The sequence below is a fragment of the Streptomyces sp. NPDC014995 genome (genome assembly GCF_043080745.1).
Lineage (GTDB): Bacteria > Actinomycetota > Actinomycetes > Streptomycetales > Streptomycetaceae > Streptomyces.
This window is the reverse complement of record NZ_JBIBVX010000007.1, coordinates 127,212-145,517: the sequence shown is the minus strand read 5'-3', so window position 1 is coordinate 145,517 and position 18,306 is coordinate 127,212. Positions and strand designations below refer to the sequence as shown.

Below are 18,306 nucleotides of genomic sequence, written 5' to 3'. Positions count from 1 at the left end.
CGTCATTGACAGTCAGGCGAGCCGGAAGCTAGCTTCACTTGCAAAAGCCAGATGGGAAGGCGCTCGATCGTGGGACGAACACGTACGTACCAATGGGAAGATCCCGCGGTCTCGGCGGAAGCCGCCGGACGCATGGCCGGCCTCGACTTCCTGCGCGAGTTGCAGGCGGGGCGACTGCCGGGGGCGCCCATCGGCCACGCCATCGACCTCCGCCTGGACGAGGTGGAGCCCGGCAGGGTGGTCTTCTCCCTGACGCCGGGCGAGGAGCACTACAACCCGATCGGCAGCGTGCACGGCGGCATCTTCGCCACCCTGCTCGACTCCGCCGCGGGATGCGCCGTCCAGACCACCCTCCCGCAAGGCATGGCGTACACCTCACTCGACCTGACGGTGAAGTTCCTACGGCGGATCACCGCGGAGACGGGAACGGTGCGCGCCGTCGGCACGGTTGTCAACAAGGGCCGCCAAACCGCCCTCGGTCAAGCGCAGTTGGTGGACACGAAAGACCGTCTGCTCGCCCACGCCACCAGTAGCTGCCTGCTCTTCCCGGTTCCGCCCCCTCAAGGGTGAATGGGACGGCTCGGTACGAGCACTCGCCGCCCTCGACCTGACGCCCGACGAGCTTCTGGCCCGCCTGGACGACCTCGTCGTCCAAGCTCATATCGGCATTCACCGACCTTTCATTCCCCCCTTCGAAGACCCGGCACTGGGCACCACCTGTCTGTACGGCGTCCATGACCCCGTCAGCGGCACCTTCTCGGTCGCCGGCGCCGGGCACCCTTCACCCGTGGTCGCTGTCACCGGACAGTCGGCGCCCCTCGATCTGCCCGTCGGCCCACTGCTCGGGAACGGCGGGCTGCCCTTCGAATCCACCGACATCCACCTTCCCGAGGGCAGCCGAATCGCCTTCCACACGGACGGCCCGGCGCAGGACAGGGCTCACGACGCCGACGTGGGACTGAAGGCTCTGGCCCGAGCGATGGACCGCGGGCGCACGAGTCTCGCCGAAACCTGCGACTCGCTCGCCGCCGCACGGTCTGCCGGCTTGACCGAGGACGACGCCGCGCTCCTCCTGGTACGCGTCCATGTCCTCGACGCCGACAGCATGGTCGGTCAGCAGGTGCCGCGTGACCCGTCGGCCGTGGCAGCCACCCGCACCCGTGCCAGCCGCCGGCTCGAGAGGCGAGGCAGGTACGCAGGTTCTGCCGATGTACCAGCCATATGCAGCCAAGAACTAGTCACAAAGACACCAAATCAGTCACTCGTTGCAAATCATCGACACCGCAGCGACTTGAGTAGTGAGCGAAGAACAGAAGGCGCGGCTGCGCAGTCCCCGCGGGTGGAGCACCGAGACCGTATCCAGATAAGCCCTCTGAACAGGTCTTTTACATCGGACCTTCCGTGAGACGGAAGCCGTATTGCGCCCCGCTGAGCCCCCTCCGGACGATGTAGCCACGACAGAGAGACGGGAGCCAGCCCCCATGCCTCACATGACCGCCTTCGCCAGGAACCAGTGGTACGTCGCCGCCTACAGTCACGAGGTCGGGCGCGAGGAGTTGCTCGGCCGGACGGTCCTCGGTGAGCCGCTCGTCCTCTACCGGACGCAGGAGGAGGGGACGCCCGTCGCGCTGCACGACCGCTGTGTGCACCGCCGGTTCCCGCTCTCCGAGAGCCGCCTCGACGGCGACCGGATCGTGTGCGGCTACCACGGCTTCACGTACGACACGACCGGCACGTGCGTCTACGTGCCGGGGCAGAAACGCGTCCCGCGCACCGCGCGGGTGGCCTCCTACCCGGTCGTCGAGCAGGACTCCCTGGTGTGGGTGTGGATCGGCGACCCGGCGCTCGCCGACCCGCAGACGATTCCGCGCGCCCGTCACCTCGACTCCCCCGGCTGGACCACCGTCCGCGGCATGGAGCCCATCGACGCCGACTACGGACTGCTCGTCGACAACCTCCTCGACCTGTCCCACGAGACGTACCTGCACGGCGGGTACATCGGCACCCCGGAGGTCGCGGAGACGCCGATCACCACCGAGGTGGACGAGGGCGCGGGCATCGTGCGGGTGAGCCGGCACATGGACGACGCCGAGTGCCCGCCGTTCTACGCCCGTTCGACCGGCATCGAGGGCCGGATCACGCGCTGGCAGGACATCGAGTACCACGCGCCCTGCCTGTACCTGCTGCACAGCCGGATCGCGCCGGTGGGCGTCCTGCCGGAGGCCGACGGCAGCGACCCGAACGGCTTCCACACCGAGATCACGTACGCGATCACCCCGTCCTCGGACGGCAAGGTGTACGACTTCTGGATGGTCTCGCGGGACTGGGCGACGGACGACGAGGAGGTCACCGAGTTCCTGCGCGGCAACAACCACACCGTCGTCATGCAGGACGTCGACGCGCTCAACCTGCTGCAGCGGACGCTCGGCACCGAACGCACCGGCTACCAGGAGCTGAGCATCAACATCGACACCGGTGGTCTGGCCGCCCGCCGTATCCTCGCCCGGCTGGTCGAGCAGGGCGAGAAGCCCATGGAGAAGGTCCAGTGACCGCACCGACCGGCGAGGTCTACCGCATCGACTGGCTGCCCGGCACGGACGTCCTGCACGGCACCTGTCACTGCGGCCGCGAGCACACCTCGCAGGACCCCGTCGAGATGTGGGAGTGGATGCTCGCCCACCCGCAAGGACACGATCCGCAAGGGAACGCGCCGCAGGGGATCGAACCACGAGGACACGAGCCGCGAGGACACAGCTCATGACCGTCCATGAAACCGATCTCGTCGTAGCGGGCCGGGAGTTCGCGGCCGACGGCGTGCTCGCCCTGACCCTGCGCCACCCGCTGGGCGAGCCGCTCCCGGCCTGGGAGCCGGGCGCCCACGTCGACGTCGTCCTCGGCCCGGGGCTGGAGCGGCAGTACTCGCTGTGCGGCGACCCGGCCGACCGTGACGCCTGGCGGATCGCGGTGCTGCGCGAACCCGACGGGCGGGGCGGATCGGCGTACGTGCACGGCCGGTTGGGGGAGGGCGACAAGGTGCGGGTGCGCGGTCCGCGCAACCACTTCGCCCTCCTGCCGGCCCCCCGCTACCGCTTCGTCGCGGGCGGCATCGGCATCACCCCCCTCCTGCCGATGCTGGCGGCGGCCGAGGCGGCGGGCGCCGAGTGGAGCCTCCTGTACGGCGGCCGCAGCCGCGCCTCCATGGCGTTCACCGAGGAGCTGGCGGCGTACGGAGACCGGGTGACCGTCGCTCCTCAGGACGAGACCGGGCTGCTCGACCTCGGCCCGGTGCTCGACGACCTGCCGGAGGGCACCCTCGTCTACTGCTGCGGTCCCGGTCCGCTGCTCGACGCGGTCGAGGCGCGCTGCCCCTCCGGGGCGCTGCACGTCGAGCGGTTCCAGCCGAAGGAGCAACCGGCGGGCGAGGACGCCGAGTTCGAGGTCGAGCTGGCGCAGAGCGGCCGGACGCTGACCGTCGCGCCCGGCGTCTCCCTGCTGGACGCCGTCCGGGCCGCCGGGGTCGAGGTGCTCTTCTCCTGCACGGAGGGGACGTGCGGCACGTGCGAGACGGACGTGCTGGAGGGCACTCCGGACCACCGGGACTCCGTGCTCACGCCTCAGGAGCGTCAGGCCGGGGAGACGATGATGATCTGTGTGTCGCGGTGCCGGGGGAAGCGCCTCGTCCTGGATCTGTGAGCCCCGCCGGCTGGGTGACCCGCAGGTCCGCCTCGATCCGTGCCACGGCCGCGAGCAGGTGCGGCAGCAGATCGCGGCGGACGGCGGCGAGTGAGGTGCGGCCGGCGTGGACGGCGATGTTCACGCCGGCCACCACCGTGCCGCCCCGGTCCCGCACCGGGGCGCCCACCGAGCGCAGCCCCTCCTCCAGCTCCTGGTCGACGAGGGCGTATCCCCGCCGCCGCACGCGGTCGAGTTCGGCCCGCAGCGCCCGCGGTGAGACGAGGGTGCGCGCGGTCAGGGGACGCAACTCGGTGCGGGCGAGGCGGGCGTCGACGTCCTGCTCGGGCAGATCGGCGAGCATCACCCGGCCGACGGAGGTGACGTGGGCCGGGAAACGGGTGCCCACGGTGATCGTGGCCGACATGATGCGCCGGGTCGGCACCCGGGCGACGTAGACGATGTCGTCGCCGTCGAGGACGCACAGCGACGACGACTCCCCCACCTCGGTGACGAGTCGCTCCAGGTGCGGCTGCGCCAGCTCGGGCAGCGTCAGGCCGGCGAGGTAGGCGTAGCCGAGCTCCAGGACGCGCGGGGTGAGCCGGAAGAGGCGGCCGTCGCCGTGGACGTAGCCGAGGTCGGCGAGGGTGAGCAGCAGCCGGCGGGCGGCGGCGCGGGTCAGGCCGCAGGCGCGGGCGACGTCGCTGAGGGTGCGCGCGGGGTGCTCGGCGTCGAAGGAGCGGATGACCGCGAGGCCCCGCTCGAAGGACCTCACGAAATGCGGTGCCCGGGCCCCTTCGGTGGACATCCCCCACCCCCCAAACTGTCAACAACCTCGTCGGTCAAGCCCATTGACGCCGTCGAACGCGTGGTTCTCCGTTCCCCGCACGCCAGTTGAGCACTACTGTGCGGTGTGCGCACAGCCTGTCGGAACACCTTTGTCTGCACAGGAGGAGTCATGCGTCGTCTGTTCGCCGGTCTCGCGGCCGGCGCCTTCCTGCTCGCCACGGCGGCCTGTGGCTCGTCCGACGGCTCCGGCTCGTCGGGCAAGGGCACGTCGTCCGCAGGCACCACCACCGTGAAAATCGGCCTGATTCCCATCGTCGACGTCGCGCCCGTCTACCTCGGCGTCCAGAAGGGCTTCTACGCCGAACAGGGCCTGAAGCTGTCGATCACGACCGCGCAGGGCGGCGCGGCGATCGTGCCGGGCGTCGTCAGCGGCCAGTTCCAGTTCGGCTTCAGCAACATGACGTCCCTGATGGTCGCCCAGTCCAACAGCGTTCCCGTGCGGGCCGTCGCGAACGGCATCGCCTCCACCGGCGTCCAGGGCGAGGACTTCGGGGCGATCACCGTGAAGAAGGGCAGCCCGGTCAAGTCCGCGAAGGACCTGGAGGGCAGGAAGGTCGCCATCAACACCCTGAAGAACATCAACGAGACCGCGGTGCGCGCCTCGGTGCGCAAGGCGGGCGGCGACCCGGACCAGGTGAAGTTCGTCGAGCTGCCCTTCGACCAGATGCCCGCCGCCCTCGACGGCGGGCGGATCGACGCCGCGATGGTCGTCGAGCCCGCCCTCGCCACCGTCAAGGGCCAGGGCGGTGTGGAGATCGCCTCACCGCTGGTCGACGTCGCCCCGGACCTCACCGTCGCCATGTACTTCACCTCCACCCGGTACGCGCAGCAGAACCCGGACGTGGTGAAGAAGTTCCAGCAGGCCACGGCCGAGTCCCTGGCCTACGCCGACGCGCACCCGGACGAGGTCCGGCAGATCGTCACCACGTACACCAAGATCCCGGCCTCGGTGCTGGAGCAGGTGACGCTGCCCAAGTGGCCCGCCGAAGCGAACCGTTCCTCCATCGAGGCGCTCCGGAAGCTGGGCGACGAGGACGGTCTGTTCAGCTCGGACCCCGACCTGGACACGCTGCTGCCGTGAGGGGCGAGAACCTCGCGCTCGGCTCGGCCGGGCTCGCGGCCTTCCTCGCCCTGGGCGAGGCGGTGCCGCGGCTCGGCCTGGTCGAGGAGGCCTACTTCCCGCCGACGAGCCGGATCGCCGGGGCGCTCGGCGACGAACTCGCCGACAGCGCCTTCTGGACGGCCCTCGGCGACACCCTGACCGGCTGGGCCCTGGGCCTGGTGATCGCGGTCGGCGCGGGGATCGTGGCCGGAGTGGTGATCTCCGTCGTCCCGTACCTGCGCGAGGCGACGGCGTCGACGATCGAGTTCCTGCGCCCCATCCCCTCGGTCGCCCTGATCCCCCTGGCCGTCCTGCTGTACGGCACCGAACTGCGCTCGGTCCTCCTCCTCGTCGTCTACGCGTCCTTCTGGCAGGTCCTCATCCAGGTCCTGTACGGCGTCCAGGACGTCGACCCGGTCGCGGAGGACACGGCCCGCTCCTACGGCCTCGGCCCCTGGGCGCGCGTCCGGCACGTACTGTGGCCGACCGCGCTGCCGTACGTCATGACCGGCGTGCGGCTCGCGGCGGCGGTCGCCCTGATCCTCGCCATCACCGCCGAACTCGTCATCGGCGCGCCCGGGCTGGGCGCGCGCATCGCGGTCGCCCAGACCTCGCAGGCCGTGCCGGAGATGTACGCGCTGATCGTCGTCGCCGGACTGCTCGGCCTGCTGATCAACGTGGGCGCGCGGACGGTGGAGCGGCGGGCGCTGGCCTGGCACCAGTCGGTGCGCGGGGAGGTGGCGGTGTGAAACGCCTGTTGCTGCGGCTGGTGCTGCTGCTCGCCCTGCCGGCCGTTCTGGTCGCGCTCTGGTGGGCGGCGTCCGCGGACAGCACCGACGTGTACTGGCCGCCGCTGCGGACGATCCTGGAGACCTTCCCGGACGTGTGGACGGCCGAGCGGCTGCGCTCGGACGTGCTGCCGAGCGTCCTGCGGCTCGCGGGCGGTTACGCGCTGGCGGCCGTCGCCGGGATCGCGCTGGGCACGGTCATCGGCTCCCACCGGCGGGTGCGGGCGGTGTGCGAGCCGGTCCTGGAGTTCCTGCGGGCGGTGCCACCGCCCGTCCTGGTGCCGGTCATCATGCTGTTCGCGGGCATCGGCGACACCATGAAGGTCGTGGTGATCGCGGCCGGCTGCGTGTGGCCGGTGCTGCTCAACACCGTCGAGGGCGTACGGGCGGTGGACCCGGTGATGGCGGAGACGGCCCGCTCGTACGGCATCTCGGGCGTCGCGCGGATCAGGGACCTCGTGCTGCGCTCGGCGAGCCCGCAGATCTTCGCGGGCCTGCGGCAGGCGCTGTCCATCGGGATCATCCTGATGGTCATCAGCGAGATGTTCGCCGCCAGCAACGGACTCGGCTTCACCATCGTGCAGTTCCAGCGCGGCTTCGCCATCCCGGGCATGTGGACCGGAATCCTGGTGCTCGGCCTGCTCGGCTTCGTCCTGTCGGTCCTCTTCCACCTGGTCGAGCGGCGCGCGCTCGGCTGGTACCACGGTCTGCGCGCCGCCGCCCGGCGGTCCCGGTGACGTCCTCGAACGGTTCGAAAGGGCAGGGCATGCTCGACGTACGCGGCCTGAAGAAGGTCTACGAGGGGTCCGGGCGGCGCGTGGAGGCGGTACGGGACCTCACCTTCACCGTCGACGCCGGCGAACTCGTCTGTCTCGTCGGCCCGTCGGGCTGCGGCAAGACGACGCTGCTGAAGTGCGTCGGCGGTCTGCTGACGCCGACGGCCGGTGAAGTCCTGCTGGCGGGACGCAGGGTGACCGGTCCGCCGCCGGGCATGGCGTTCGTGTTCCAGGAGTACGGGCGCAGCCTGTTCCCGTGGATGCGGGTCGGCCAGAACGTGGAACTCCCGCTGAAGCAGAAGGGGTTGGGCAAGGCCCGGCGCCGGGAGCTGGTCGCCGACGCGCTGGAGTCGGTCGGACTCGCCGACGCCTCCCCCGCGTACCCGTGGCAGTTGTCGGGCGGTATGCAGCAGCGGGTGGCGATCGCGCGGGCGCTCGCCTACGAGCCCCAGGTCCTGCTGATGGACGAGCCGTTCGCGGCCGTCGACGCGCAGACCCGCGCCGAGCTGGAGGACCTCGTGCGGGGTCTGTGGCGGGAGCGCGGCATCACGATCCTGTTCGTCACCCACGACATCGACGAGGCCGTCTACCTCGGTGAGCGGGTCGTCGTCCTGTCCGCCTCGCCGACCGTCGTGCGGGAGCAGCTGAAGGTCGATCTGCCGCCGGAACGCGACCAGTTGCACACCCGGGTCGCCCCGCGCTTCGCCGAGCTGCGCACCCATGTGTACGAGCAGATCCAGGCGGCGAAGCGCGCCACACCCCGGAAGGCGGCCCCGGCGGACACACCCGACCCACTGAAGTGACGGCCCGCGCCGACCCGGGTACCGCCACCGACCTGGGTACCGCTACTGACCGGGATGCCCTCGCCGCCCCGGGTACCGCCACCGACCGGGGGTTCCCTCGCCGACCTGGATAACGCCACCGTCCGGGATGCCCTCACCGATGTGGGCGCCCCGCTGACGTAGGTCCCCCCGCTGACGTGGGTGCCCTCGCCGATGTGGGTGCCCTCGCCGATGTGGGCGCGCGCCGAGCCGGGCGCCGTCGGCGACCTGAACGCCGACGGTGCCCGGTCAGGCCTCGGAGGCGGGGACCACGCTGAGGTGCCCCGCGGCGCGGCGGGGACGGCGCGCCCTGCGGGGCGCGGGCGCCGGGGCCTCGCGCAGCACCATCGTCAGCCGCGTGTATCCCATGTCCTGCAACGTCCTCGGCGTCTCGCCGACGATCCGGCACCGCGTGGCGCCCCAGCGCGGGTCGGGGTGGACCAGCGGGCGGACGGCCCCGTCGTGCTCGACGGCCTCCTCGCCGACGGCGCGGATCCAGTGCGGCAGGCCCTGCCGGTAGGCGGCCTCCATGATCGGGTCCTGCGCGATCTCACGGCGGATCGCCTGGAGCCCGTGGTCGTGGCCGTGCCGTTCCAGCGCCGCCGCGAAACGGGCCAGCATCGGCAGGCACCAGCTGGACTCGTGGTCGCCGAGGACCGACGCCGCGTCCGGGTGGAAGAGGACGAACCGGAGGAAGTTGTCGTCCGGCAGGGCCGTCGGATGCGGGCCCACCTCCCGGAAAAGTGTCCGGAAAGCGGTGTTGGCCAGGACGACGTCCCAGCGGTGGTCGAGGACGACGGACGGGAACGGGACGGCCTCCAGGTACACGCCGTAGTCCTGGAGATAGGCCTGGGCCTCGGGACGCTCGGGGACGGGCCGCGGCACCGGCCGCTGCCCACCTGCCTGATATGCCATCGGGAGGTCACCCCTCTTGCCTCTGGGCCTTCACGCGGCGCCCCGATCCTGCTGCCCCGACGAGAGGCATGTCAACTATCGTGGCATTCCACGCTCGTTGACGGCTGAAATTGGCCACAGTTGTGGCGAGACCTGGATGTGAGTTCGAAAGACCCGCTACTCTCCGGTCAGTTCACGGCGATCCCGTGTGCCTGTGAGAGGGTCGTGAGAGACGTAGGAGACCTGTCGGTGACGGATGGCTTCGAGGTTCCGGGCGCCACGGCGACGGTGCTGCTGTCGGCCGTCGTCACCCGCGTCACCGCTCTCGCCGACCGGCTCGGCGTGCCGCACGCGGAGGTCTTCGACACCGGACGGCTCTCCGTCGCCTGCGGCGTCCCGGAGTCCGTGGTCAAGGCCCTGCTGAGTGGCCGGCCCGCCGGCGAGCCGGATGTGCAGGCCCGCTTCCTGCAACGCCTGGACCTCCTGCGCCGCACCCGGCTCAAGCCCAACGGCCGCAAGTACACCCAGCAGGAGATCGCCGACGGCGCCGGCATGTCACGGCAGCAGGCGGGCGCCCTCATCAACGGCGACCGGCGCCCCACGATGGAGCACTGCGACGCCCTCCAGCGCTTCTTCCGCGTCCACGCCGGCTTCCTCACCGCCGAGGACCCGGAGGCACTCGCGGGCGCCCTGCAGCACATCGAGCAGGAACTGTTGCAGAAGCTCGCCGCCCGGGAGGCGGCCGCGGCCGCCGAGGACCCGCTGGAGCGGCTGCTGCAGGACCACGGCGTACGCGGAATCGCCTGGCGGGCCGCACAGCTGCCCACCGACCAGCACCGGGACAAGGTCGCCGAGTGGCTGGACATGCTCCTGGAGAGCGTGAAGCGGCCCGAGTCGTGATCCGGGGGAGAACTGTGGGCATCGCCAAGGACATGCGCCGCCTGTGCGACGAACTGGTCGCGGAGCTGACCCTCCCGGCCCCCGCCGCGCCGGCCGACCTGTACACCGCCCTGTGCGACGGCATGAGCAGACGCCGCGGCCGCCCCGTCCACTTCCGCACGGCCGCCTTCCCGCCCGGCACCGCCAGCGGACTGTGGCTCGACATGGCCGACCAGGACCTCGTCGTCATCGAGGAACGCACCGCGCCCGACCACCAGCTGGTGATCCTCGGCCACGAGCTGTGGCACATGAAGGCGGGCCACTGCAGCCACCACGTCGCGGGCGCCGCCGTCGCGGCCCGCTTACTCCAGGACGGTGCGGACCTCCAGGCGACGGTCCACAAGGTCGCCGCACGCACCCGCTTCGACCAGGCCGACGAACGCGACGCGGAGCGCTTCGGCCTGTTACTGGCCAGCAAGTGCCGTGCGTGGCTGGCGGGTTCCTCGGGACGAGGGCGCGGCAGGCGGGACCATCTGGCGGGGCGGATCGAGGCGTCGCTGGGATATCTGGGGCGGCGGGACCGGGGCGGGGTCTGAGGGTCGGGCGACACGCCCAAGTGCCCGGGGGTGCTGGGCCCTCGGGGTCTTGCGGGGTCTGCGGGTCGGGCAGCCCGCCCAAGTGCCGGGGGGCATGGACCCTCGGGGGCTTCAGTCGGAAGCCAGGTCGCACTGCCTTCGTGCACCTCCCGCAACTCCCGCAACTCCCCACCTCTTTCCGCCCTTCGGAGCCCTCGCCGGTACGCCGGACTGTTCCCCGCCCCGCGGTAGGCGCGCCGGCAGCCGTGCACGACGCGGCGTCGCACGCGCGGTTCACCGTGGTCCGCCCGGCGCAGCCGCGGGGCGCGCGCCGGGCGGCGCCGCGGGACTGTCGACCACCCGCTCGCCAACCGACCAAGCGCTCGCCAACCGTCACCCTGTTCCCGTCACCGTGCCGCCGGCCGTCGGCCGTCGCCGAAAGCCCGTCACACCAGCGCAGAGACCGCTTTCCCCAGCGGATTCCGGCGAGGTTTCGCCTCCGCTAAGCGGGCGAACCGACACCGGGCGAAGCCGGATTGTCAGTGGTGGACGGCAAGCTGGGGGGTGCGCCGCCGCATGGTGGCGTACGCGCCGTCAGGGCGCGTGGGAGACGACGCCGACGCGGGGAGAGCCGACCGATGCCCACTGCCGTACTGACCGACCGGGAGCGCACCGCCGTCCAGGCCTATCTTCGGCTGCTGCACACCGTCCGAGCCGCCTTCGGCGACGACACCTCCGCCCCGCCGCACGACCGGCTGCCGTCCGTGGTTCCGCCCGCCGTCCTGGCCGAGGCGGAACAGGCGCTGGCGGCCGCGGGGCTGACGGGGAACGAGGAGGAGTTCTTCCGCCTGCTGCACAGTTGGTGCCCGGAGAGCTGACGGAGGAGGGGACGGGGGGACGGGGCGGCGCCCCCTCCGACGCCGTAACGGAGGACGGCTGCGGGGCACACGGACCCGGCCGCCCCCGCCGGGCGGCGGGAGGTCGGGCACGCCCGTCCCTCCGGGACGGTGGTGCGGCATGCCGTGCGGGGAGGCGACGACCTCATGCGAGTCGCCGCGTGTCTCCGCGGCGGCCGAAGTGCAGGCGCACGGCCGGCCGTGTGCGTGGCGGCCGGGGCCGGCCGCCTCGTGGACCGCTGCGCGGGGCGCCGTCCGGCTCAGGCCCGGGCGACCGTGATCGCCGTGGCCACCAGCCCGCGCTCCACGCTCCAGCGGCCGTCGAAGTGATCGAGCCGGCGGCCGCCGAGCACCGGGCCGGGCACGAGGAGCCGGGCGCGGAAGGTGCCCCGCGCCCCGTCCGCGAGGCCGGGGTCGATGTCGATGTCGGCCTCCGCGAAGTCCAGCCACTTACGGGTGAGGGGAAACCATGCCTTGTAGACGGACTCCTTGGCGCTGAACAGCAGCCGGTCCCAGTGCACCTCGGGCCGGTCCGCGGCCAGACCGCGCAGACGCTCCTCCTCGGCCGGCAGAGCGATGGCGGACTGCACGCCCTCGGGCAACGGCCGGTGCGGTTCGGCGTCTATGCCGAGGGACGCCAGGTCGGTGGCGCGTACCAGGGCCGCGGCGCCGTAGCCGTCGCAGTGGGTCATGCTGCCGGTCAGCCCGGCCGGCCACTGCGGGGCGCCCCGCTCACCGGGCAGCACGGGCTGCGGGGCCACGCCGAGCTTCTCCATGGCGCGCCGCGCGCAGCCGCGTACGACGGTGAACTCGCGCCGGCGCTTGGCGACGGCCCGCGCCAGCAGCGCCTCCTCCTCCGGATACAGCGGCCCGCCCCCGAACTCGCGGACCCCTTCCTCGCCGTGGGCCTCCACGGCGACGACCGTCTCCGGCAGCAGCTCGTCGATCACGAGGCTTCGTCCTCCATCGGCAGGATGCGGCGCAGCCGGCCCGGCGGCTGCGGGCGCTTGCGCCACTCGCGGGGGTAGCCCACCGACACCTCCTCGAAGCGGACACCCTCGTGCCAGGTGGTCCGCGGGATGTGCAGATGGCCGTAGACCATGGCCGCGACACGGAACCGGCGGTGCCAGTTGGCGGTCAGCCGGGTGCCGCACCACATGGCGAACTCGGGGTACCACAGGACGTCCGTGGGGTGCCGGTCCAGCGGATAGTGGTTGACGAGGACCGTCGGCAGGTCCTCCGGGAGGGCGGCGAGCCGGCGCTCCGTCTCCGCGACCCGCGCCCGGCACCAGTCCTCCCGGGTCGGATAGGGGTCGGGGTGCAGCAGGTACTCGTCGTTGCACACGACCCCGGTCCCGTGCGCGTAGGCCAGCCCCTCCTCCTTGGTGGCGCAGCCGGCCGGCAGGAACGAGTAGTCGTACAACAGGAACAACGGGGCGACCGCCACCGGGCCACCGGGGCCCTCCCACACCGGGTACGGATCCTCGGGGGTGATCACGCCCAGCTCGCGGCACACCTCGACGAGGTACTCGTACCGGGCGACCCCCCTGAGGGTGACGGTGTCCTTCGGATGGGTCCACAGTTCGTGGTTGCCGGGGGCCCAGACGACCTTGCGGAAGCGGCTCGCGAGGGTCTTCAGCGTCCAGCCGATGTCGGCCACGCTCTCCGAGACGTCACCGGCCACGAGCAGCCAGTCGTCGTCGGACTCCGGGGCCATGCGCTCGACCAGGGCACGGTTCTCGGGATACCCGATGTGCAGATCGCTGATGGCCAGCAGCTGCCCGGCACCACCGGCCGTCGACGTCACGTCCGCTCCCCCGCTCCCGCTCGGCCACGCGCGCCCCCGACGGGCACGCCGACGGCACCACGACAACACATTCACGCGCGCGGAACAAGAACGTCCTCGCCCGGCATGCCCACCCGGCGTTCCTTACCCGACCTCGCGGCCAACGTGAACATGATCGGAACATCCGTAACACTCGCGTTGCACGCGGCGCCCCCGGGAAGCCGTATGATCCCTCCAACACCTCCGCATTGAAGCCCCTTCGCACGGGGCGCTTTGGTGTCCCTCCATCCACCCTGCCCGGGCACGGGCCTGCTTCGCCCTGCCCGCGAACCGTGAAAGGCGGCCTGCATGGTCTCTCGCGTACGCGTCTGGCTCAACCGCACGTACGCGGAGAACGTGTTCTTCATGGATCAGCTCCGCCGAAATCCGAGCGATCGGGCCGTCGAGATCCATGCCACGCACGGGGACGCCGACTCGCCCGTGCTGGCCGCCGCCGACACCGCCGTCCTGGAGCCCGAGGGCCTGTCCCCGGCCGCGTACGTGGAGTACGCGCTCGACCAGTGCGCGCGCCGGGGCATCGACGTGTTCGTGCCCCGGCTGCACCAGGCGGCGATCGTGGCGCACCGCACCGACTTCGAGGCGGTCGGTACGGCACTGCTGGCGCCGACGCCCGAGGCCGTCGCCGTCTTCCACGACAAGGTGATCGCCTACGAGGCCGTCCAGGCGATCGGCGTGCCCGTGCCGCCGTGGTGGCGGGTGCGGACGGCCGACGAACTCCTCGCCGCCGTCGAGGAGTTGGAGGCCGGCGGTCACAAGGCGTGCTTCAAGCCCGCGTCCGGCGCGGGCGGCGTCGGATTCCGGGTGATCACGCGCGCCCCCTTCTCCCTCACGCAGCTCAACGGCTTCCCGAGCCCGTACGTCCAGCTCGACCTGGTCGTGGAGGCGCTGAAGCAGGCCGACGAGCCGGTGGACTGGCTGGTGATGCCGCGCCTGGAGCAGCCCGAGGTGTCCGTGGACTGCCTCACCGGCCCCGACAACCGGGTGCGCCTCGCCATCGCCCGCACCAAGAACGGCCGCCGCCGGGGCTTCAGCCTCCACGAGCAGTGGCTGGAGCCGGCGCGGCACATCGCCGAGCGCTTCGGGCTGCACTACCTGTCCAACATCCAGTTCCGGATGTTCGGCGGGCAGCCGGTCCTGATGGACGTCAACACGCGTCCGGCCGGCGGGCTGCACCAGCTGTCCCTCTGCGGGGTCAACGCCCCTTGGGCGGCCGTGCAGTTGGCGCTCGGCGAGGACCCCGGGGAGATCGTGCCGCCGTTCCTCGGGCAGGACTACACGGTGGTGTCGGGGCTGCGTCCGGTGCGGCCGGTGTCGCTTCCGCAGCAGCGGGTCGAGGAGACGGAGACGTTGCTCCCGGCGGTGCCCGCCCAGGTCGACTCCGTCGAGGCCCGGAGCGAGGCCCCGGCGACGGCCACGTCGGCCGAGGCGTTGCCGCTCTAGGAGAGCCGAGGCGTCGCCTCGGCCCACGGACTCCGGGCCCAGGCGTTGGCTCTGCGAGCCTGTCGGCAGGAAAGTCCCCCGGACGGAAGATCCGGGGGACTTTTTTTCGTCCGGGGTGTATCAGGCCCCGGGGTGCGTGCTCTTAACGGTGTAACACCGAAGGCCCACGGAGGAGAACGGGGGATCACGGGGGACCTCCGTGGGAGGGGTACATGCACCAGGGGACCAACGGGGGAAACGGAGATCGACGGGGGATCTCCGGGGGAACGGGGGATCGGGTCGGTCGGCCGCTGTCACGGGGAGCGACCGACCGGCCCGAAAGCGTCTCGGCCTCCTGACGGAGGTCGCCTCGCTGCACCGGGCGGCTGGACGAGGCGGTCGCCCGCCCCGCGTCACAGCCGTCCCGACCCCCGGTACAGCTCTTCGCCGTCGAGTTCCACGGCGAGCACCGTGGCGTGCGGGTCCAGGTCGGCCGCGCAGGGCGGATCGATCCACGGCACACCGACGGCCTCGTGCAGGCCGCCGACGACAGCTGGGACCTGTACCGGTCGTAGGGGACCACGTCGTCGGAGAACGACCACGACTCCTGGACACCGTCGACGGCGTAGCTGCCCCAGTGGACGAAGATCCCCAGCTTGGCGTCGGTGAACCAGGGGTGGCACGGGCACGGGTCAGCTCACCTCGGCGCGCTTCAGCCGCAGCGTCAGGACCTGGAAGGGGCGCAGGGTGACGGCGACCGCGCCGTCACCGTCGACGTCTGCGTCCGGGTCCTCAAGCGGCCGCTCCAGCAGGTCGGTGACCTGGGCGCCGGCGAGCGGGAACCCGGTGCGCAGGACACCCCGGGCGCGGCCGCCGCGGCACTCGTAGAGCCGCACCACCACGTCACCCGACGCGTCGTCGGCGAGCTTCACCGCCTCCACGGTGACGCCCTCGCCGGCCACCGAGACCACCGGCCCGGGCGCGCCCGCCGCGTTCGCCACCCGCAGCGGGAGGTTCAGGGAGTAGCCCTCGGCGACCGCGTCCTCGATGCTCGCGCCGGGCAGGAGCGCGTAGGTGAAGCGGTGGCGGCCCTGGTCGGCCTCGGGGTCCGGGATGCGCGGGGCGCGGACCAGGCTGAGGCGGACCGTGGTGGTCGTGCCGCCGTCCTCGCGGACCGTGCGGGAGACGTCGTGGCCGTACGTCGAGTCGTTGATGACGGCGACGCCGTAGCCGGGTTCGCCGACGTGCACCCAGCGGTGGCCGGCGACCTCGAAGCGGGCCGCCTCCCAGCTGGTGTTGGTGTGGGTGGGGCGCTGGACGTGGCCGAACTGGATCTCGGCGGAGGAGTGCGGGGCGCGGACGTCCACCGGGAAGGCCGCCTTGAGGATCTTCTCCGTCTCGTGCCAGTCGATGTCGGTCTCGATGTCGATCCGGGGGCTGCCCGCGCGGAGCGTGATCGTCTGGGTGATCGTCGAGCCCTTGCCGAAGGAGCGGGTGACACGGATCGCGCCGACGAGGGGGTCCTCCTCGACGACGGTCACGGACTGCGCCTCCAGCAGGTCCGTGTAGCGGTTCTTGTAGTGCTTGTCGATGTCCCAGGCGTCCCAGTAGTTCGGGAGGTCGGTGTGCAGGCGCAGCAGGTTGCCGCGGTCGGCGAGGACTTCGCGACCCGCCCGCAGATCGTATACAGAAGACAGTGTGCCGTCGTCCGCCACCTGTATACGCACCAGACCGTTGTCGAGGACGCGACCGCTGACCGTGACCGGCTGCGGCGGCTCGGCGCCGGCGTGGGCGCCGGCGTCGGCGAGGGGCGCGCTGCCGTTCGCGGGCACTTCCACGTACACCGGTGCACCGTCGGCCGTACGGACCACCTCGGCACGGTCGAACGGGCTCGTGTTGAACACGCGCGGCCCGCCACCGCCCAGCGCGGCGACCGCCTCGGCCGTCAACGCCTCCAACTCCTGTGCCACCCGCGCGTACTCGGCCTCCGCCTCACGGTGCACCCAGGCGATCGACGACCCCGGCAGGATGTCGTGGAACTGGTGCAGCAGCACCGTCTTCCACAGGCGGTCCAGCTTCTCGTACGGGTACGCGTAGCCCGGCGCGTGCAGAGCCGCCGTCGTCGCCCACAGCTCGGCCTCGCGCAGCCTGTGCTCGCTGCGCCGGTTGCCCTGCTTGGTGCGGGCCTGGGAGGTGTAGGTGGCGCGGTGCAGTTCCAGGTACAGCTCGCCGTTCCAGACCGGGGCGTCCGGGTACTCCTCGCGGGCCTTGGCGAAGAAGTCGTCGGGGTGCTCGACGACGACCTTGGGCGAGCCCTCCAGGTCGGCGAGCCGGCGCGCACGTTCCATGATCTCGCGGGTGGGGCCGCCGCCGCCGTCGCCCCAGCCGAAGGGCGCGAGGGAGCGCGTGCCGGCGCCCTTCTCCGCGTAGTTGCGGACCGCGCGGTCCATCTCCTCCCCGCTGAAGCGGGCGTTGTAGGTGTCGATGGGCGGGAAGTGGGTGAAGATGCGGGTGCCGTCGATGCCCTCCCACCAGAAGGTGTGGTGGGGGAACTTGTTCGTCTGGTTCCAGGAGATCTTCTGGGTGAGGAACCACTCGTTGCCAGCGAGCCTGGCGAGCTGCGGGTAGGCGGCGGTGTAGCCGAAGGAGTCCGGCAGCCAGACGCCCTTGGTCTCGATGCCGAAGTGCTCGATGAAGAACCGCTTGCCGTGGACGAGTTGGCGGGCGATGGCCTCGCCGCCGGGCAGGTTGCCGTCGGCCTCCACCCACATGCCGCCGACCGGCGCCCACTGGCCCTTCTTCACCGACTCCTGGATGCGCGCCCACACGTGCGGGTAGTGGTCGCGCACCCATGCGTACTGCTGGGCCTGGGAGCAGGCGAAGATGAAGTCGTCGTACTCGTCGGCGAGCGAGGTGACGTTGGAGAAGGTGCGGGACGTCTTGCGCTTGGTCTCGCGGATGGGCCACAGCCAGGCCGAGTCAATGTGGGCGTGGCCGACGCCGGAGATGGTGTGGGCGCTGGCGTGGGCGGGCCTGGCCAGGACGGGGGCGAGGACCTCGCGGACGGCGGGGGCGCTGCCGGAGACGTCGTCCAGGTCGAGGGCGTCCATGGCCCGGTCGAGGGCGTGCAGGATCTCGTGGCGGCGCGGCTCGTGCTCGCCGAGGTGGACCATGAGCCCGCGCAGGACCTGGAGGTCCAGGTCGAGGTGCCAGACCTCCTCGTCGAGGACGGCGAGGTCGGCACGGCGGAATGTATACAGTGGACGGTCGCCTGCCGTCCGTACATCGCCCAGCGGAGTCGGCGCGGAGAAGTCGTTGGCGAGGATGTCGGGGTTCGAGGCCGCCTCGACCAGGTAGTCGATCCGCTCCCCGCCGCTCGCCGGGTTGCCGACCGGCACGTACTGGTTGAGCGGGTTGACCGCCTTCAGCGGCCGGCCGTCGGGCAGGTGGACCAGCGCCTCGGCCTGGTTGCCCGGCCAGTCGCCCACGAAGCCGAGGTCGATGACCGCCTCGACCCGCTTCCCGGCCCACCCGGCGGGCACCCGGCCGCGCATCCGGAACCAGGTGGTGCCCCAGGGCGGGCCCCACGGCGTGTCCATCGCGAAGGGCTCGTACCGCGCGGCCGCGGCCTCCTCGAAGGAGACCGGCTCCCCCGGCGCCTGCCAGGCCTCGACCTCGAAGGGAACGGTGGCCGCGTAGATCGCGGGCTTGATGCGCTGGGTGTGGGCGCGCTCGACGCGCTCCTCGATCCGGCGGCGTTCGTCGTGCATGAGGGGTCTCCAGGGAGGA

At 71.8% G+C, this 18,306-nt stretch carries 18 protein-coding genes and 1 pseudogene; 13 read left to right on the top strand and 6 right to left on the bottom strand.

Annotation, left to right across the window (positions count from 1 at the left end; genetic code table 11):
- Positions 1–69: 69 nt before the first annotated feature.
- From ACF1A1_RS16245 to ACF1A1_RS16225, 5 genes are all read left to right on the top strand, one after another.
- Entirely contained in the window at positions 70–570 is a 501-nt protein-coding gene (locus ACF1A1_RS16245) for a PaaI family thioesterase (RefSeq protein ID WP_392000379.1), read from the top strand.
- Positions 571–607: 37 nt separating this feature from the next.
- Positions 608–1,405 carry a PP2C family protein-serine/threonine phosphatase gene (locus ACF1A1_RS16240; protein WP_392000710.1) on the top strand — a complete coding sequence of 266 codons (798 nt, stop codon included), beginning with the start codon at positions 608–610 and terminating at the stop codon, positions 1,403–1,405.
- A gap of 76 nt (positions 1,406–1,481) precedes the next feature.
- The gene (locus ACF1A1_RS16235) at positions 1,482–2,549 is read left to right on the top strand and encodes a Rieske 2Fe-2S domain-containing protein (RefSeq protein WP_392000378.1); all 1,068 of its coding nucleotides are present in this window, start codon (positions 1,482–1,484) and stop codon (positions 2,547–2,549) included.
- Entirely contained in the window at positions 2,546–2,761 is a 216-nt protein-coding gene (locus ACF1A1_RS16230; RefSeq protein WP_392000377.1) for a hypothetical protein, read from the top strand. The genes ACF1A1_RS16235 and ACF1A1_RS16230 overlap by 4 nt, the downstream gene beginning before the upstream one ends.
- Positions 2,758–3,693, top strand: a complete 936-nt coding sequence (locus ACF1A1_RS16225; protein ID WP_392000376.1) for a PDR/VanB family oxidoreductase — start codon at positions 2,758–2,760, stop codon at positions 3,691–3,693. The genes ACF1A1_RS16230 and ACF1A1_RS16225 overlap by 4 nt, the downstream gene beginning before the upstream one ends.
- On the opposite strand, the gene ACF1A1_RS16220 is transcribed toward ACF1A1_RS16225, so the two are convergent.
- Entirely contained in the window at positions 3,608–4,480 is an 873-nt protein-coding gene (locus tag ACF1A1_RS16220) for an IclR family transcriptional regulator C-terminal domain-containing protein (RefSeq protein ID WP_392000374.1), read from the bottom strand. The two genes, ACF1A1_RS16225 and ACF1A1_RS16220, sit on opposite strands and share 86 nt — an antisense overlap.
- 150 nt (positions 4,481–4,630) lie before the next feature.
- Between ACF1A1_RS16220 and ACF1A1_RS16215 the strand changes: the two genes are divergently transcribed.
- From ACF1A1_RS16215 to ACF1A1_RS16200, 4 genes are read left to right on the top strand one after another with little or no spacing between them, the layout of a single operon-like run.
- Positions 4,631–5,602: an ABC transporter substrate-binding protein gene (locus tag ACF1A1_RS16215; protein WP_392000372.1), complete on the top strand. Its 972-nt coding sequence runs from the start codon at positions 4,631–4,633 to the stop codon at positions 5,600–5,602.
- A complete protein-coding gene (locus tag ACF1A1_RS16210) occupies positions 5,599–6,372 on the top strand; it encodes an ABC transporter permease (protein ID WP_392000371.1) in 774 nt (257 codons plus the stop codon). Before ACF1A1_RS16215 ends, ACF1A1_RS16210 begins: the two co-directional genes overlap by 4 nt.
- Positions 6,369–7,148 (top strand): ABC transporter permease, encoded by a 780-nt coding sequence (locus ACF1A1_RS16205; protein WP_392000369.1) that lies wholly within the window; start codon positions 6,369–6,371, stop codon positions 7,146–7,148. Before ACF1A1_RS16210 ends, ACF1A1_RS16205 begins: the two co-directional genes overlap by 4 nt.
- Positions 7,149–7,177: 29 nt before the next feature.
- The gene (locus tag ACF1A1_RS16200; RefSeq protein ID WP_392000367.1) at positions 7,178–7,990 is read left to right on the top strand and encodes an ABC transporter ATP-binding protein; all 813 of its coding nucleotides are present in this window, start codon (positions 7,178–7,180) and stop codon (positions 7,988–7,990) included.
- A gap of 267 nt (positions 7,991–8,257) precedes the next feature.
- Here ACF1A1_RS16200 and ACF1A1_RS16195 read toward each other — a convergent pair whose 3' ends face one another.
- Positions 8,258–8,923 (bottom strand): hypothetical protein, encoded by a 666-nt coding sequence (locus ACF1A1_RS16195; RefSeq protein WP_392000366.1) that lies wholly within the window; start codon positions 8,921–8,923, stop codon positions 8,258–8,260.
- 228 nt (positions 8,924–9,151) lie between these two features.
- Between ACF1A1_RS16195 and ACF1A1_RS16190 the strand changes: the two genes are divergently transcribed.
- The 3 genes from ACF1A1_RS16190 (at position 9,152) to ACF1A1_RS16180 (ending at position 11,234) form a co-directional block, all read left to right on the top strand.
- Positions 9,152–9,802 (top strand): helix-turn-helix domain-containing protein, encoded by a 651-nt coding sequence (locus ACF1A1_RS16190; protein WP_392000364.1) that lies wholly within the window; start codon positions 9,152–9,154, stop codon positions 9,800–9,802.
- Positions 9,803–9,834: 32 nt separating this feature from the next.
- On the top strand, positions 9,835–10,377 hold the full coding sequence (locus ACF1A1_RS16185; protein ID WP_392000709.1) for a toxin-antitoxin system, toxin component: 543 nt from the start codon (positions 9,835–9,837) through the stop codon (positions 10,375–10,377).
- A gap of 617 nt (positions 10,378–10,994) precedes the next feature.
- The gene (locus ACF1A1_RS16180) at positions 10,995–11,234 is read left to right on the top strand and encodes a hypothetical protein (RefSeq protein WP_392000362.1); all 240 of its coding nucleotides are present in this window, start codon (positions 10,995–10,997) and stop codon (positions 11,232–11,234) included.
- Between the two features lie 278 nt (positions 11,235–11,512).
- Here the strand turns inward: ACF1A1_RS16180 and ACF1A1_RS16175 are convergent, their stop codons facing one another.
- The gene (locus tag ACF1A1_RS16175) at positions 11,513–12,202 is read right to left on the bottom strand and encodes a 4'-phosphopantetheinyl transferase (protein WP_392000360.1); all 690 of its coding nucleotides are present in this window, start codon (positions 12,200–12,202) and stop codon (positions 11,513–11,515) included.
- The gene (locus ACF1A1_RS16170) at positions 12,199–13,059 is read right to left on the bottom strand and encodes a metallophosphoesterase family protein (RefSeq protein ID WP_392000359.1); all 861 of its coding nucleotides are present in this window, start codon (positions 13,057–13,059) and stop codon (positions 12,199–12,201) included. Before ACF1A1_RS16170 ends, ACF1A1_RS16175 begins: the two co-directional genes overlap by 4 nt.
- A 327-nt stretch (positions 13,060–13,386) precedes the next feature.
- Between ACF1A1_RS16170 and ACF1A1_RS16165 the strand changes: the two genes are divergently transcribed.
- Positions 13,387–14,538 (top strand): ATP-grasp domain-containing protein, encoded by a 1,152-nt coding sequence (locus tag ACF1A1_RS16165; protein WP_392000357.1) that lies wholly within the window; start codon positions 13,387–13,389, stop codon positions 14,536–14,538.
- A gap of 529 nt (positions 14,539–15,067) precedes the next feature.
- Here ACF1A1_RS16165 and ACF1A1_RS16160 read toward each other — a convergent pair.
- Both ACF1A1_RS16160 and ACF1A1_RS16155 read right to left on the bottom strand, forming a co-directional pair.
- Positions 15,068–15,172, bottom strand: a pseudogene (locus ACF1A1_RS16160) (hypothetical protein); the annotation flags it as partial.
- Positions 15,173–15,209: 37 nt separating this feature from the next.
- Complete coding sequence (locus ACF1A1_RS16155; protein WP_392000355.1) at positions 15,210–18,287, bottom strand: alpha-mannosidase; 3,078 nt, start codon at positions 18,285–18,287, stop codon at positions 15,210–15,212.
- Positions 18,288–18,306 lie beyond the last annotated feature (19 nt).

What these genes read in the sequence shown, in the direction of transcription:
- ACF1A1_RS16235 (WP_392000378.1), top strand. Translation starts at nt 1,482, where the DNA reads ATGCCTCACATGACCGCCTTCGCCAGGAACCAGTGGTACGTCGCCGCC.
- ACF1A1_RS16225 (WP_392000376.1), top strand. Translation starts at nt 2,758, where the DNA reads ATGACCGTCCATGAAACCGATCTCGTCGTAGCGGGCCGGGAGTTCGCG.
- ACF1A1_RS16220 (WP_392000374.1), bottom strand. Translation starts at nt 4,480, where the DNA reads ATGTCCACCGAAGGGGCCCGGGCACCGCATTTCGTGAGGTCCTTCGAG.
- ACF1A1_RS16215 (WP_392000372.1), top strand. Translation starts at nt 4,631, where the DNA reads ATGCGTCGTCTGTTCGCCGGTCTCGCGGCCGGCGCCTTCCTGCTCGCC.
- ACF1A1_RS16200 (WP_392000367.1), top strand. Translation starts at nt 7,178, where the DNA reads ATGCTCGACGTACGCGGCCTGAAGAAGGTCTACGAGGGGTCCGGGCGG.
- ACF1A1_RS16195 (WP_392000366.1), bottom strand. Translation starts at nt 8,923, where the DNA reads ATGGCATATCAGGCAGGTGGGCAGCGGCCGGTGCCGCGGCCCGTCCCC.
- ACF1A1_RS16185 (WP_392000709.1), top strand. Translation starts at nt 9,835, where the DNA reads ATGCGCCGCCTGTGCGACGAACTGGTCGCGGAGCTGACCCTCCCGGCC.
- ACF1A1_RS16180 (WP_392000362.1), top strand. Translation starts at nt 10,995, where the DNA reads ATGCCCACTGCCGTACTGACCGACCGGGAGCGCACCGCCGTCCAGGCC.
- ACF1A1_RS16165 (WP_392000357.1), top strand. Translation starts at nt 13,387, where the DNA reads ATGGTCTCTCGCGTACGCGTCTGGCTCAACCGCACGTACGCGGAGAAC.
- ACF1A1_RS16155 (WP_392000355.1), bottom strand. Translation starts at nt 18,287, where the DNA reads ATGCACGACGAACGCCGCCGGATCGAGGAGCGCGTCGAGCGCGCCCAC.